The organism is Ornithinimicrobium pulveris, assembly GCF_050261105.1.
GTDB lineage: Bacteria > Actinomycetota > Actinomycetes > Actinomycetales > Dermatophilaceae > Ornithinicoccus.
Genome location: NZ_CP189837.1, coordinates 1537738 through 1552161 on the forward strand (window position 1 = coordinate 1537738; position 14424 = coordinate 1552161).

Annotated in this window: 14 protein-coding genes; 9 read left to right on the plus strand and 5 right to left on the minus strand. The window is 70.7% G+C overall.

Annotation, left to right across the window (positions count from 1 at the left end; all coding sequences use genetic code 11):
- Nucleotides 1-44: 44 nt before the first annotated feature.
- From dut to ACQBAT_RS07060, 6 genes are all read left to right on the plus strand, one after another.
- A complete protein-coding gene (gene dut, locus ACQBAT_RS07035; protein ID WP_420745855.1) occupies nucleotides 45-500 on the plus strand; it encodes a dUTP diphosphatase in 456 nt (151 codons plus the stop codon).
- An 8-nt stretch (nucleotides 501-508) separates the two neighbouring features.
- Nucleotides 509-1390, plus strand: a complete 882-nt coding sequence (locus tag ACQBAT_RS07040) for a DUF3710 domain-containing protein (protein WP_420745854.1) — start codon at nucleotides 509-511, stop codon at nucleotides 1388-1390.
- The gene (locus ACQBAT_RS07045; RefSeq protein ID WP_420745853.1) at nucleotides 1387-2196 is read left to right on the plus strand and encodes a DUF3159 domain-containing protein; all 810 of its coding nucleotides are present in this window, start codon (nucleotides 1387-1389) and stop codon (nucleotides 2194-2196) included. Before ACQBAT_RS07040 ends, ACQBAT_RS07045 begins: the two co-directional genes overlap by 4 nt.
- Nucleotides 2193-3515: a class I SAM-dependent RNA methyltransferase gene (locus ACQBAT_RS07050; protein ID WP_420745852.1), complete on the plus strand. Its 1323-nt coding sequence runs from the start codon at nucleotides 2193-2195 to the stop codon at nucleotides 3513-3515. Before ACQBAT_RS07045 ends, ACQBAT_RS07050 begins: the two co-directional genes overlap by 4 nt.
- A gap of 7 nt (nucleotides 3516-3522) precedes the next feature.
- Nucleotides 3523-4131, plus strand: coding sequence for a hypothetical protein (locus tag ACQBAT_RS07055; protein ID WP_420745851.1), 609 nt, complete (start codon nucleotides 3523-3525; stop codon nucleotides 4129-4131).
- A gap of 132 nt (nucleotides 4132-4263) precedes the next feature.
- Nucleotides 4264-7098, plus strand: a complete 2835-nt coding sequence (locus ACQBAT_RS07060; RefSeq protein ID WP_420745850.1) for an aconitate hydratase — start codon at nucleotides 4264-4266, stop codon at nucleotides 7096-7098.
- A 155-nt stretch (nucleotides 7099-7253) separates the two neighbouring features.
- Here ACQBAT_RS07060 and ACQBAT_RS07065 read toward each other — a convergent pair whose 3' ends face one another.
- From ACQBAT_RS07065 to ACQBAT_RS07075, 3 genes are read right to left on the minus strand one after another with little or no spacing between them, the layout of a single operon-like run.
- Nucleotides 7254-8096, minus strand: coding sequence for a biotin-dependent carboxyltransferase family protein (locus ACQBAT_RS07065; protein WP_420745849.1), 843 nt, complete (start codon nucleotides 8094-8096; stop codon nucleotides 7254-7256).
- On the minus strand, nucleotides 8093-8716 hold the full coding sequence (locus ACQBAT_RS07070) for a 5-oxoprolinase subunit B family protein (RefSeq protein WP_420745848.1): 624 nt from the start codon (nucleotides 8714-8716) through the stop codon (nucleotides 8093-8095). The genes ACQBAT_RS07065 and ACQBAT_RS07070 overlap by 4 nt, the downstream gene beginning before the upstream one ends.
- A 3-nt stretch (nucleotides 8717-8719) precedes the next feature.
- Nucleotides 8720-9484 (minus strand): LamB/YcsF family protein, encoded by a 765-nt coding sequence (locus tag ACQBAT_RS07075; protein WP_420745847.1) that lies wholly within the window; start codon nucleotides 9482-9484, stop codon nucleotides 8720-8722.
- 100 nt (nucleotides 9485-9584) lie between these two features.
- On the opposite strand from ACQBAT_RS07075, the gene ACQBAT_RS07080 reads away from it, so the two are divergent.
- Nucleotides 9585-10448 carry a VOC family protein gene (locus ACQBAT_RS07080; protein ID WP_420745846.1) on the plus strand — a complete coding sequence of 288 codons (864 nt, stop codon included), beginning with the start codon at nucleotides 9585-9587 and terminating at the stop codon, nucleotides 10446-10448.
- Between the two features lie 28 nt (nucleotides 10449-10476).
- Here the strand turns inward: ACQBAT_RS07080 and ppk2 are convergent, their stop codons facing one another.
- Nucleotides 10477-11334: a polyphosphate kinase 2 gene (gene ppk2, locus ACQBAT_RS07085; RefSeq protein WP_420745845.1), complete on the minus strand. Its 858-nt coding sequence runs from the start codon at nucleotides 11332-11334 to the stop codon at nucleotides 10477-10479.
- A gap of 110 nt (nucleotides 11335-11444) precedes the next feature.
- On the opposite strand from ppk2, the gene ACQBAT_RS07090 reads away from it, so the two are divergent.
- Complete coding sequence (locus tag ACQBAT_RS07090) at nucleotides 11445-11804, plus strand: hypothetical protein (protein WP_420745844.1); 360 nt, start codon at nucleotides 11445-11447, stop codon at nucleotides 11802-11804.
- 48 nt (nucleotides 11805-11852) lie between these two features.
- Here the strand turns inward: ACQBAT_RS07090 and ACQBAT_RS07095 are convergent, their stop codons facing one another.
- A complete protein-coding gene (locus tag ACQBAT_RS07095) occupies nucleotides 11853-12422 on the minus strand; it encodes a Dyp-type peroxidase (protein WP_420745843.1) in 570 nt (189 codons plus the stop codon).
- A gap of 112 nt (nucleotides 12423-12534) precedes the next feature.
- On the opposite strand from ACQBAT_RS07095, the gene dxs reads away from it, so the two are divergent.
- Nucleotides 12535-14418, plus strand: coding sequence for a 1-deoxy-D-xylulose-5-phosphate synthase (dxs, locus tag ACQBAT_RS07100; RefSeq protein ID WP_420745842.1), 1884 nt, complete (start codon nucleotides 12535-12537; stop codon nucleotides 14416-14418).
- Nucleotides 14419-14424 lie beyond the last annotated feature (6 nt).

The following is a 14424-nucleotide window of genomic DNA, read 5'->3' on the forward strand; positions in this document are numbered from 1 at the left end:
GCGGGACCTGCCAGCTGAACCGCTGACCTCTCCGACCTGACCAGATGACTGTCTCCGTCGCCTTGCAGCGCCTGGACGCCGACCTGCCGTTGCCCCGGCAGGCGCGTCCGGGCGATGCCGGGGTCGACCTGCACTCCCGCGACGACCACGAGCTCGCCCCGGGGGAGCGGGCGTTGGTCGCCACCGGGATCGCACTAGCGCTGCCCGAGGGGTATGCCGCGTTCGTCCACCCCCGCAGCGGGCTGGCCGCGCGGCACGGCATCTCGGTGGTCAACGCACCGGGCACGGTGGACGCGGGTTACCGTGGGGAGATCCTCGTCAACCTCATCAACACCGATCCGCGCGACACCTTCACGGTGCGGCGCGGTGACCGGATCGCCCAGCTCGTGATCCAGCAGGTCGCGACCCCCGTCTTCGAGGTGGTCGAGGAGTTGCCCACCTCCGAGCGGGGCGCGGGCGGGCACGGGCACACCGGCATCACCACAACCGAGAAGGACTGAACGCACCAGTGGCACTCTTCGGCCGTAAGAAGCGGAACCCCGATCCCGACCTCGATCTGCTCGACGACGAGCTGGAGGGCGAAGAGGCGGTTGTCCGCCCCGAGCCCGCCGAGGGCGAGCCGGGCGTGGATCGCGACTGGGAGCGCAGCGGCGACGGGCCTTACGACATCAGCGAATGGCCCGCCCTCGACGGTCGCATCGACCTCGGTGCCCTGCGCGTTCCGGCCGTGACCGGGATGCAGCTGCGCATCGATGTCGAGCAGGACACCGGCCGGTTGGTCGGCACCACGCTGGGCTTCGGCGCCTCCCAGGTCCAGCTCCAGGTCTTTGCCGCCCCCCGCACGATGGGGCTGTGGGATGAGTTGCGCCCCGACATCGCCCGTGGGCTGGTGGAGGCCGGTGGTGCCGCCGAGACCGTGCAGGGTCTGCTCGGCAAGGAGCTGCGTGCCCGGATGCCCGGCAAGGCGCCCGATGGCCGCGTCGCCTTCCAGCCGGCCCGCTTCCTCGGTGTCGACGGACCCCGCTGGTTCCTGCGGATCGTGGTCAACGGACCCGCCGCCGCCGACGACAAGCAGCTCGCGATCATCCTCTCGGTGATCCGCAAGGTCGTCGTGAAGCGCGGCGACGATCCTCGCCCGCCGCGGGAGGTGCTCGAGCTGGTCGCTCCGCCGGACGTGCTGGAGGCGGCCGCCAAGCAGGCCCAGGCCCGCAAGGAGCAGGCCGCTCGCCAGGCTGCTGCCGCGGTGCAGCGCCAGGCGCCCTCGCTGAGCAAGCCCGATGCCACCGGCGTCGCCGGGATCAGCACGGGTGCCCCCGCGGCTCGCCCGCCTGAGCCGGTAGCCCTGCCGACGGACGCGCCCAAGCCTCCGTCCAACCCCGAGTTCACGTGACCTCCGCACCGGCGGCGCCCATCTCCGAGCCGGAGGTGACGGTCGAGCAGGTCATCCGCCGCCGGATCAGCGATGCCCTCGGCGGCTGGTACGGCTCGCTCGAGACCGCCGTCCCCACCATCGCCTTCGTGGTGACCTGGCTGATCCTCGACGACGTCCAGCTCGCCGTCGCGGCCGCAGCTGTGCTTCTCATCGTGCTGGCCGTGATCCGCGGCTTCTTCGTGGGTGGCTCCTGGCGATTCCTCGGCTCGGCGGTGGTCGCGACCGCGCTGGCCGCCTTCTTCGCGCTGCGCTCGGGACAGGCGCAGGACGCCTTCCTGCCCGGGATCATCACCAGCGCCCTGTATGCCGTGGGTGCCGTCGTCTCGATCCTCACCCGGTGGCCGTTGCTGGGTTTCGTCGTGGCCCTGGGCGATCCGAACTACACCTCCCAGCCCACCGCCTGGCGACGCGACCGCGGACTCGTGCGGGTCTGCATCCGGCTCACCTGGGTGCTGGTCGCGCTCTTCGTGATCCGGGTGGCGATCATGCTGCCGCTCTACCTGGCCGGTGAGGTCGCCTGGCTGGGCGTGGCCAAGATTGCGCTCGGGTGGCCCGCGTACCTGCTCGCGATCGTCGTGATGGGGATGATGCTGGCCACCGGCCGCACCGCGCAGACCGCGGACGGCGGACCTGACGACGTGACCGAGCGGATGGCGCAGGCTCACGACGAGCACGAGACCGAGAGCCCGCTGCGTCCAGCGCTGCCCGAGCAGGACGACGACCATCACGACGCTGACGAGGGCGCGGACAAGGGCTCCCGGTGACCGACCGGCCGCTGGCGGTCGGTGACGTCGTCGAGGTCGACGTCGAGGGGGTCGCGCACGGGGGTCACTGCGTGGCTCGGTACGGCGCCGATCGAGTGGTCCTCTTCGTCCGCCATACCCTGCCGGGCGAACGCGTCCGGGCTCAGATCACCGAGCTCGGCTCCGGCGGTCGCTTCCTGCGCGCCGACGCCATCGAGGTGCTCACGGCCTCCCCGGACCGTGTGGAGCCGCCCTGCCCGTTCTCCGGACCCGGCCGCTGCGGCGGCTGCGACTGGCAGCACGTCTCGGTGGAGGCCCAGCGCAGGCTCAAGGCGGCGGTCGTCGCTGAGCAGCTCGCCCGCCTGGCCGGGCTGGACCCTGAGTCGGACCCCGACTCCGAGGTGGCCCTCACCTGCGACCCCGTCCCCGGGGACGAGGAGGGCCTGCGCTGGCGCACCCGGGTCGAGTTCGCGGTCAGTCGTGAGGGCCAGGTCGGGCTGCGCGCCCACCGGTCGCACGAGGTCATCCCGCTCACCGACTGCCCGATCGCGCACGAGGGCGTGATCGGCACCGGTGTCCTGGAGTCCCACCCGCCGGCCGGAGTGGTGGCGCTCGACGTCGTCGCACCCTCGCGGGGCGAGCCGGTCGTGGTGCCGCTGGCTCCCGGCGATCAGGGTGGTCGCCCTCGAGGTGGCCGGGGTGCGGCGTCGAGGCGCGGGACACGCCATACCCCCAGGCCTGTGGGCCCCGTGCCCGAGGTGACCGAGCAGGTCGGTCAGCACGAGTTCACGCTGTCCGCGCGCGGTTTCTGGCAGGTGCATCCCGGCGCGGCGGAGACGTTCACCGAGCAGGTGCTGGACTGGCTGGACCCGCGGCCGGGGGAGCGGGCGCTCGACCTCTACAGCGGCGTCGGCCTGTTCGCGGTGCCCCTCGCAGAGGCGGTCGGGCCTGGCGGCTCCGTGCTCGCCGTGGAGGCCGACCGGACCGCGACGCAGGCGGCTCACCGCCACCTCACCGACTATCCCTGGGCCCGGGCCGAGGCCCGACCCACCCTCGACGCGCTGCGTGAATTGGTGGACAGCGGTGAGCGCGCCGATGTCATCGTCCTCGACCCTCCTCGCAGCGGTGCCGGGCGCGAGGTGATGGAGCTGATCGCCCGGCTCGGTGCTCGCGCCGTCGTCTACGTGGCCTGCGATCCGGCCGCGCTCGCCCGCGATCTGCGCACCGCCCAGGAGTCCGGTATGGCGCTTGCCCAGCTCCGCGCGTTCGACGCCTTCCCGATGACGCACCACGTGGAGTGTGTCGCCCTGCTGGTGCGGGAGGTGCCTGAGCAGGGATAATCGATCCATGAGAGCCAGGACGAGGAGCGTGGGAGCGCTGCTCCTGGTGCTCGGCCTGGGGTCGGTGGGTGGCTGCACCTGGCTCGGTGGCGGGGGCAGCGGCACGTCGGAGCCGGCGGACAACCCCAAGGTGCGCACGCTGGCCAAGGTGCAGGGCTGGGACGAGGGGCTGGGCGAGCCGAGCGACGAGTTCGGCGTGCTGGAGATCGCCTGGGACGAGGTGCAGGCCGAGGAGCTGTGGTCCGAGGCCGTGCCGTCCTCGCTCGCGAGCGGCGCGCGACTGCCCGACAAACCGGGGCTCTACGGCGAGCTGCGCTCGGTCGACCTGTCCACCCACGTCGTCGCGCTGTGGTCCGGCGGGGAGTCCGGCACCTGTCCGGAGTATGTCGACCGGATCGCCCTGGACCGAGGGTCCGTTGTGGTGACCACGGCTCGATCGAGCCGGTTCGAGCAGTGCACCGCGGACTACAACGGTTATCGGGCTGTGGTCTCGGTGCCGCGCAAGGACCTGCCCGACCAGGACGACGTCGACTCCACTCCTGGCCTGTGGCGGGAGAAGGGGATGTCCTCCGGAGGCCAGGAGATCCGGCTGGCGGACTTCGCCGACCGGGACTGAGTCGGCCGACCGACCGCGGGGCCGCGGGATGCGGCAGGATGGAACCAGCGTCGCGTGTCCTGGTTTGGGAACACCCCTGGACGTGCGATATCTTGACGTCAAGATAAAGTCAACGAGCGAAGGAGCGGAACGTTGAGCACGAACCCGGACAGCTTCGGTGCCAAGGGCACCCTGGAGGTCGGAGACGCCAGCTACGGGATCTACCGCATCGGCGGGCTCGAGGGGAGCGAGACGCTGCCGTATTCGTTGAAGGTGTTGCTGGAGAACCTGTTGCGCACCGAGGACGGCGCGAACATCACCGCCGACCACATCAACGCCCTGGCGCAGTGGGACGAGGCCGCCGAGCCCGACACCGAGATCCAGTTCACCCCCGCCCGCGTGATCATGCAGGACTTCACCGGCGTGCCGTGCATCGTCGACCTCGCCACCATGCGCGAGGCGATGGTCGACCTCGGCGGTGACCCCACCAAGATCAACCCGCTCGCCCCGGCCGAGCTGGTCATCGACCACTCGGTGATCATCGACGTCTTCGGCCGCGAGGACGCCTTCGAGCGCAATGTCGAGATCGAGTACGAGCGCAATGGCGAGCGCTACCAGTTCCTGCGCTGGGGCCAGACCGCCTTCGAGGACTTCAAGGTCGTGCCCCCGGGCACCGGCATCGTCCACCAGGTCAACATCGAGCACCTGGCCAAGGTCACGATGACCCGTGAGGTGGGTGGCGAGCTGCTGGCCTACCCCGACACCTGCGTCGGCACCGACTCGCACACCACCATGGTCAACGGCCTGGGCGTGCTGGGCTGGGGCGTGGGCGGCATCGAGGCCGAGGCCGCGATGCTCGGCCAGCCCGTCTCGATGCTCATCCCGCGCGTGGTCGGCTTCAAGCTCATCGGCGCCGTCCCCGCCGGTGCGACCGCCACCGATGTGGTGCTGACCATCACCGAGATGCTGCGTGAGCACGGTGTCGTCGGCAAGTTCGTCGAGTTCTACGGCGAGGGTGTGGCGGAGGTGCCGCTGGCCAACCGCGCCACCATCGGCAACATGAGCCCGGAGTTCGGCTCGACCTGCGCGATCTTCCCGATCGATGACGTCACCCTGGACTACCTGCGGCTGACCGGCCGCTCCGACGAGCAGGTCGCCCTGGTGGAGGCCTACGCCAAGGAGCAGGGCATGTGGCTGGACGGCGACTCGGCCGAGGCCCGCTACAGCGAGCGCCTCGAGCTGGACCTGTCCACTGTCGTGCCCTCGATCGCCGGCCCGAAGCGTCCGCAGGACCGGATCGAGCTGAGCAACGCCAAGGAGCAGTTCCGCAACGACCTGAAGAACTACGTCGTCAACGGCAACGTGATCGAGAAGAGCGCCGTGGACCTGGAGCTGGCCGACAGCTTCCCGGCCTCCGACGCCCCCAGCCACGACGCCACTGAGGAGTCCTCCGATGCCGGTCGTCCCTCGCACTCCGGCCCCCGTCAGGACCTGAGCCGCCGGGCCAGCCACCCGACCCCGGCCACCCTGGATGGCGAGGAGGTCGAGATCGACCACGGCCACGTCGCGATCGCCTCGATCACCTCCTGCACCAACACCTCCAACCCCTCCGTGATGATGGCCGCCGCGATGCTGGCCAAGAACGCCGTGGAGAAGGGCCTGGACGTCAAGCCCTGGGTGAAGACCTCGATGGCGCCCGGCTCCAAGGTGGTCACCGGCTACTTCGACAAGGCGGGCATGTGGCCCTACCTGCAGGACCTGGGCTTCCACCTGGTCGGCTACGGCTGCACCACCTGCATCGGCAACTCCGGCCCGATCATCGAGGAGGTCTCCGAGGCGGTCAACGCCGAGGACCTCGCGGTCGTCTCGGTGCTGTCCGGTAACCGCAACTTCGAGGGCCGGATCAACCCGGACGTGAAGATGAACTACCTGGCCTCCCCGCCGCTGGTCATCGCCTACGCGCTGGCCGGGACGATGGACTTCGACTTCGAGCGTGAGCCGCTGGGTCAGGACAAGGACGGCCAGGACGTCTTCCTCAAGGACATCTGGCCCACGAGCGAGGACGTGGAGAGCACCATCGCCTCCTCGATCTCCCGCGAGATGTTCACCGAGGACTACGCCGACGTCTTCGCCGGTGACGAGCGCTGGCAGGGTCTGCCCACGCCCGAGGGCGACACCTTCGAGTGGGCCGACGAGTCGACCTATGTCCGCAAGCCTCCGTACTTCGAGGGCATGCAGGCCGAGCCCGAGCAGGTCTCCGACATCGAGGGTGCCCGGGTGCTCGCGCTGCTGGGTGACTCGGTGACCACCGACCACATCAGCCCGGCCGGGTCCATCAAGGCCGACAGCCCGGCGGGTCGCTACCTGTCCGACAACGGCATCGAGCGCAAGGACTTCAACTCCTACGGCTCGCGTCGTGGCAACCACGAGGTGATGATCCGCGGCACCTTCGCCAACATCCGGCTGAAGAACCAGCTGCTGGACGGCGTCGAGGGTGGCTTCACCCGCGACTTCACCAAGGACGACGGCCCGCAGGAGACCATCTACGACGCCGCGCAGAACTACGCCGAGGCGGGCACGCCGCTGGTCATCCTGGCCGGCAAGGAGTACGGCTCCGGGTCCTCGCGCGACTGGGCCGCCAAGGGCACCCGCCTGCTGGGTGTCAAGGCGGTCATCGCCGAGTCCTACGAGCGCATCCACCGCTCCAACCTGATCGGCATGGGCGTGCTCCCGCTGCAGTTCCCGCAGGGTGAGACCGCCGAGTCTCTCGGTCTGGACGGCACCGAGACCTTCTCGATCTCCGGTGTCACCGAGCTCAACGAGGGCCGCACCCCCAAGACCGTTAAGGTCGTGGCGGCCAAGGACGGTGGTGAGGGCCAAGCGGTCGAGTTCGACGCGGTCGTGCGGATCGACACCCCCGGCGAGGCGGACTACTACCGCAACGACGGCATCCTGCAGTACGTCCTGCGGTCCCTGGCCAACGCCTGACCTGGCCCGCTCAGCGGACAACAGCGGCCCGGGCGCATCGCGCGCCCGGGCCGCAGCGGCTCATTCATGCCCGGACACGGTCAGGCCGGCCTTGACGGGCGTGTCGCCGGGACGAGTTGCGAGCTGCCGCTCACGCCTCGAGTCGTCGATGCCGCTCACGCCTCGGTGAAGCGCAGCTGCTGACCCGGCCTCACCTGAGCGCACCGGTCCACCGCGTCGTCCTCGACATAGGCGATCACCGGGTAGCCGCCCGTCACCGGATGGTCGGCCAGGAAGAGCACCGGTAGGCCATCCGGCGGGACCTGCAGTGCTCCGCGGAGCACCCCTTCGCTGACCAGCTCGCCCTGGCGCCCACGGGGTAGCGGCTCACCCGCGAGTCGCACGCCGATCCGGTCCGAGCGGTCATCGACCGTGAACGTCCCAGACACCAGCGCCTCCCACGCCCCCGTGCCGAAGCGATCGCGCCGCGGCCCGGGCAGGATTGGTATGTCGACGCTCCCCGCAGGCGGCTCCGGCACCGGCGCCACATCAACGCCGGGCGGCGACCGGTCCGGCTCGCCGACCGGCAGGCGTGTCCCGTCCCGGATCACCGGCGGCCCGATCCCGGAGAGCGTGTCGGTGGCTCGGCTGCCCAGGACCGGCTCGACCACGATGCCGCCGCGGACGGCGAGATAACTGCGGAGGCCGGCCTGCGGCATACCTAATCGGAGCTGGTCGCCGCGGCGGAGCGCGAACGGTGCGGCGTAGGGGGCGCCGGGGCAGCGAGCGCCGGTGAGGGCGAGCACGAGGTCGGAGTCGGCCTCGAGGACGAGGCCGCCGAGGGTGACCTCGAGCGTGGCCAGGGTCGGGTGGTTGCCGACGAGCGCGTTGGCGAGGCGGTGCGCGCCGCGGTCGGCGGCGCCCGAGCGACCGATCCCGAGCGAGGCCAGCCCGGGCCGACCGAAGTCCTGAATGGTGGTGAGCGGACCGGTCTCCACCACCGTCAGGTGGGCGTTCACCTCGCCTCCACGAAGCGCACCTGGGTGCCGGGCGTGAGCAGCCCGGGCGGGTCGCGGTCGAGGTCGAAGACGTCGGTCTCGGTGCGCCCGATCAGCTGCCAGCCGCCGGGGGAGCGGCGGGGGTAGATGGCCGAGAACTCCCCGGCGAGGGCGACCGAGCCGGCGGGGACGGCGGTCCGTGGGCTGTCGCGGCGCGGGACGTCCCAGGCGAAGCTCGACCCCGCCAGGTAGCCGAACCCGGGCGCGAACCCGCAGAAGGCGACGGTCCAGGTCTCGGCCAGGTGCCGGCGGACCAGTTCGGCGACGCTCACCTCCAGCGCGTCGGCGGCATCCGCCAGGTCCGGGCCGTCGTAGCGGACGGACAGCTCGACCACGTCCGCGCCCTTCTCGTCCCGGTCCACCGGCTCGGCCTCCTGCGCCCAGGTGGCGAGGGCGGCCAGGTCGGCGCCGCGATCCGCGACGATCAGGATCGTGCGGCCCGCCGGCACCAGGTCGAGCACGGCGGAGGGGCGGTCAGCGTGCTGGAGCGCGGCATACCGGTCGAGGACGGCGTCGAGGGAGTCGAGCTCGAGCAGCAGGCCGCGGCGCCCGCTCGGCCGGATCCGCATCGTCTCGGTCACCGGTCAGGCCTGTGCGAAAGGGGCGAGGGTGATCCCCGCGTCGGTGAGCGCGGCGCGAACGGTGCGCGCGATCTCGACGGCACCGGGGGTGTCGCCGTGCACGCAGATCGAGTCCGTATGCAGTGCGAGCGGGTTGCCCTCCACGTCCGCCACGGTCTCGCCGCGGGCCATCGCGACGCAGCGGGCGGCGATGAGCTCAGGGTCGTGGAGCACGGCGCCCGGGTGGCTGCGGGGGACCAGATGCCCCTCGGGGGTGTAGGCGCGGTCGGCGAAGGATTCGTGGGCGGTGCGCAGGTCGGCCTGCTCGGCCAGCCGGAGCACGGTGGAGCCGGGTAGGCCGAGGAGCATCAGGTCGGGGTCGACCTCGCGGACGGCGTCGACGACGGCGCCGGCCTGAGCCTCGTGGGTGACGATGGTGTTGTAGAGCGCGCCGTGCGGCTTGATGTAGGAGACGCGGCCACCGGCGGCGCGAGCCAGGGCGGTGAGTGCGCCGAGTTGGTAGGCGACCTCGTCGCGCAGGGTGATCGGGTCGACGTCGATGAAGCGGCGGCCGAAGCCGTGCAGGTCCCGGTAGGAGACGTGCGCGCCGATCGCGACGCCGCGCTCGATGGCGCGGGCGCAGACCGCGCGCATGATCGTGGGGTCGCTGGCGTGGAAACCGCACGCGACATTGGCGCTGGTGACCACGTCCAGGAGGGCGTCGTCGTCGCCCATCGGCCAGCGGCCCAGGCCTTCGCCCAGATCGGCGTTGAGGTCGACGGTGCTCATGGGGTGACGGTATCGAGTGGGTGGCGCCGTGAGGTGGCTGGGTTGAGGGCACGGGGGAGCGGCTGGTCAGCTGCGTGACATGTCAGGTAGAGTAGGTGACATGTCACAGACGTTTGATCGGCTCGCTGCGGACACCGCGATGGGGCCGGTGACCCTGGATGTCGCTGACCTCGCCGGGATGACCGCCTTCTATCGCGACGTGGTGACGCTCCAGGTGCTCGCCGAGGAGGGCGGCGTCACCACGCTCGGGCGAGGGGTGACGCCGGTGGTGGTGCTGCGGCATACGCCCCAGTTGAGGCACGCGCCGGCCGGCTCGGCCGGGCTCTTCCACACCGCGATCCTGTTCCCGACCCAGGCCGAGCTCGCCGCGGCGGTCGCCTCGATGGCCCGCCACCGGGCGCCCTATGTCGGCAGCGCCGACCACCTGGTCAGCCAGGCCTTCTACTTCGAGGACCCGGAGGGCAACGGGATCGAGCTCTACTGGGACCGCGAGCGCAGCGCCTGGTCCTGGGTGCACGGGCGGGTAGAGATGGACAACCTGCTGCTGGACCCCGATGCCTTCCTGCAGGAGCACCTGACCGAGGAGGGCCGGCGCCAGCCCGATGCCGGTGAGGCGGTCGTCGGGCACGTGCATCTGTCGGTGGGTGACATCGCCTCGGCCCGGGAGTTCTATGTCGACCGGCTGGGCTTCGACATCACCGCCGAGTGGCAGGGCCAGGCGCTCTTCGTCAGCGCGGGCGGCTACCACCACCACATGGCGATGAACGTCTGGCGCTCGCGCGGCGCCGGTCCGCGCTTCCCCGCCCTGGGTCTGGGTCAGGTCGACATCGTGCTGCCCACCGCCGACGACGTGGGCGAGGTGAGCGAGCGGATGCAGTACCACGGCATCGCGACCGCCGACGACGGACGCACGGTGACCTTCGAGGACCCCTGGCGAAACGCCATACGGGTGGGCGTGGGGTGAGCCGAGGGTGGGGTGAGCCGGGGTCGGCTCAGCCCATGTCTTCGCGGAACCGGCGACGCTGCACCGGCTTGCCCTCGCAAGCTCCGACCGCTGCGGCGTGGTCCGGCACCTCCTGCTGCAGCGAGCGCGCGGTGCGCTGGTAGCCGGTCGACTCGGGCCGCTCGGGCATCTCCAGCTCAGGCTGCTCGACATCCTCATAGGGGATCGTGGAGAGCAGGTGGGCGATCATGTTGATCCGCGCCGAGCGCTTGTCGTCGGACTCGACGACATTCCAGCGGGCCTCGGGGATGTCGGTGTGGACGAACATCTCGTCCTTGGCGCGCGAGTAGTCCTCCCAGCGGGTCAGGCTCTCCAGGTCGGTGGGGGAGAGCTTCCATCGGCGCATCGGGTCCTCCAGGCGCGAGCGGAAGCGGCGCTCCTGCTCGGCGTCGGAGACCGAGAACCAGTACTTGCGCAGCAGCACGCCGTCCTCGATGAGCATCCGCTCGAAGATCGGGCACTGGCGCAGGAAGCGGCGGTGCTCCTCGGGGGTGCAGTAGCCCATGACGCGCTCGACGCCGGCGCGGTTGTACCAGGAGCGGTCGAACAGGCGGATCTCACCGGCGGCGGGCAGGTGCTCGACGTAGCGCTGGAAGTACCACTGCGACTTCTGCCGCTCGGTCGGGGTCGGCAGCGCGACGATCTGCGCCTGCCGGGGGGAGAGGTACTCGGTGACGCGCTTGATCGCGCCGCCCTTGCCGGCCGCGTCGCGCCCCTCGAAGACGACGACGAGGCGGGTGCCGGTCGCCCGGATCCACTCCTGCATCTTGACCAGCTCGCCCTGGAGCCGGAGCAGTTCAGCCTCGTAGACCTTGCGCTCGAGTTTGTCGATCTTCGCGGCGCTCATGCGGGACATCGTGCCACGACGACGTGTCGTAGCAGAAGTTGAGCAGTCCGTGGTGCCCCCGATCCGGTATACCGTCACGCCTGTCGGTGGGGGGTCGTACACTTGTTCGCATGTCGAGTGGACCGCCGGGCTGGCCGGACCGGGTGCCGCCGGCCGGGGTGCCCGGCTGGGAGGAGGCAGCCGTGTCCTGGTTGCTCGACCAGTGCCCGGCGGACTACCGGGGCTATCGCGCCTGGCGCAAGCACCCGGCGGCGCTGGCCTGGGTGGCGCACCGCCATCTGGAGGCGCAGCTGGACGCGATGCGCGGTGCCTGGCGGGACGTCCGGCCCGAGCTGGGCCCACTGCTGCCGCCGGGCAGCATCGGGGACGTGCTGGACTCGCTGGCGCGCGAGGGGTTGCGGCTGCGCGCCAACCACCGCTCGGCGGGGTTGTTGCTGGAGGCCCTGCGGTTGCGGGCGCCGCTGCGGTGAGGGGGTGGTGAACAGTCGGGTGAGTGAGGGGGTGGGTAGGTGGAACGGTCAGGATGCAGCGCGGGCAGCAGTGAGGAAGGGGGTGGGGTCGTCCAGGAAGGCGGCCGGAAGCACGAAGAACAGGCACCCGGTCGTGGCGGTCGAGAAGTCCAGGATGCGGTCGTAGTTGCCGGGCGGGTGGCCGACGAACATGCGCTCCAGCATCAACTCCGTGGTGCGAGGGTCAGCGGCATAGCCGATGAAGAAGGTGCCCAGTTCGCCGGATGAGACCGAGCCGAACGGCAGGTTGTCCCGCAGGATCTGGTGCTCGACACCGTTCTCGTCCTGGATGGTGTTGAGGGCGACGTGGGAGTTGCTCGGGAGCGCCTCATCGGAGAGTTGGATGTCGCTCAGCTTGCGGCGACCGATGACTCGTTCCTGTTCCTCGGTCGGCAGGGACTCCCAGGCGGTGAGGTCGTGGAGGTACTTCTGGATCACGACATAGCTCGCGCCGGCGTAGATGTCGTCAGCGCCGACGAAGACGGTGTGCTCCACGACGGCTGGCACCGTCGGATTCTCGGTGCCGTCGACGAAGCCGAGCAGGTCACGGGTCGTGCGCGTGACTCCTCTGCGCGCCACGGCTTCTCGAGCCTAGCGAGCACAGTGGCCGCGCCGCTCGCAGCGACCTCTCAGGGGTCGGGCCGTAGACTGAGCGGGTTCATCGCCGACGCCGCCGACCCGGAGGACGACCGTGCCCCTCATGCGCAGCATCACCGGACCCAGCGACCTCAAGCGGTTGTCGCGACCTCAGGTGGACCAGCTCGCGCAGGAGATCCGTGACTACCTCATCGAGTCCGTCTCGCGCACCGGTGGGCATCTGGGACCCAACCTCGGCGTCGTCGAGCTCACCCTGGCGCTGCACCGGGTCTTCGACTCCCCGCGCGACACCCTGCTCTTCGACACCGGTCACATCTCCTACGTGCACAAGCTGCTCACCGGCCGGCATGACTTCTCCACGCTGCGTCAGCAGGGCGGGTTGTCCGGCTATCCGAGCCGGGCCGAGTCCGACCACGACGTCATCGAGAACTCGCACGCCTCGTCCTCGCTGTCCTGGGCGATCGGGATCGCGACCGCACGCCAGCTGCGCGGCGAGCGCGACCGGCACACCGTCGCCGTGATCGGCGACGGCGCCCTCACCGGCGGCATGGTCTGGGAAGCGCTGAACAACATCGCCGACCATCGGGACCTGCCGCTGATCATCGTGATCAACGACAACGAGCGCTCGTATGCCGCCACCCGGGGCGGGATGGCCGACTACCTCGCCTCGCTGCGGGCCACGCAGGAGTACGAGGAGGTGCTGTCCTGGGGCAAGAAGGCCCTGCAGCGCACGCCGGTCGTCGGCCGCCAGGTCTACGAGACCTTGCACGGGATGAAGAAGGGCCTCAAGGACATCGTCAGCCCGCAGGGCATGTTCGAGGACCTCGGCCTGAAGTACCTCGGCCCCGTCGACGGCCACGACACCGAGGCGATGGAGACCGCGCTGCGCCGCGCCCACGACTTCGGCGGCGTGGTGCTCGTGCACGCCATCACCGAGAAGGGGCACGGCTACGACCCGGCCACCGCCGACGAGGCCGACCGCTTCCACGCGGTCGGCAAGATCAACCCCGAGACGGGTCTGCCGCTCGAGGTCTCCGGCCGTGCCTGGACCGATGAGTTCAGCGACGAGCTGGTCCGACTCGGCAAGGAGCGCGACGACATCGTCGCGCTGACCGCCTCGATGCTCATCCCGGTCGGTCTGCAGCCTTTCGCCGAGCGCTATCCCGAGCGCGTCTTCGACGTCGGGATCGCCGAGCAGCATGCGGTCGCGATGGCCGCCGGACTGTCCTACGCGGGCATGCACCCGGTCGTCTGCATCTACGCCACCTTCCTCAACCGGGCCTTCGACCAGCTGCTCATGGACTGCGCCCTGCACCGCCAGCGGGTCACCTTCGTGCTCGACCGGGCCGGGATCACCGGCACCGACGGCGCCAGCCACAACGGCATGTGGGACCTGACGCTGCTCGGCATGGTGCCCGGCATCCACGTGATCGCACCCCGGGACGGGCAGCAGGTGGCGCTCGCGGTGCGCGAGGCCGTGGAGATCGCCGACGGTCCCTCGGTCGTCCGCTTTCCCAAGGGCAGCGTCGGCCAGACCGTGGACGCCGTGCGGCGGCACGGCACCGTGGACATCCTGCGCGATGTCGACGAGGACGCCGCGGACCAGCCGATCGACCTGCTCCTCGTCGGGATCGGCGCGATGGCCCAGACCGCGCTCGAGGTCGCCGACAAGCTCTACGCAGAGAGCCATCGCGTGATGGTGGTCGACCCGCGCTGGGTGCTCCCGATCAGTGATGACCTCGTGGACCTCGCCCGCGGCGCTCGCCGGGTCGCCGTCGTCGAGGACGCCCTGGTCGGCGGAATCGCAGGCCGGGTCGAGGAGAGCCTGGCCCTGGCCGGGCTGCAGATCCCGGTGCACGCCTACGGCATACCCCATGAGTTCCTGGACCACGGATCCCGGGGCCAGGTGCTCGATCGGATCGGCCTGACCGCCGACCCGATCGCCAGCGCGCTGTCCGGCGTGCTCGCTTCCGCCTGAGCCCAC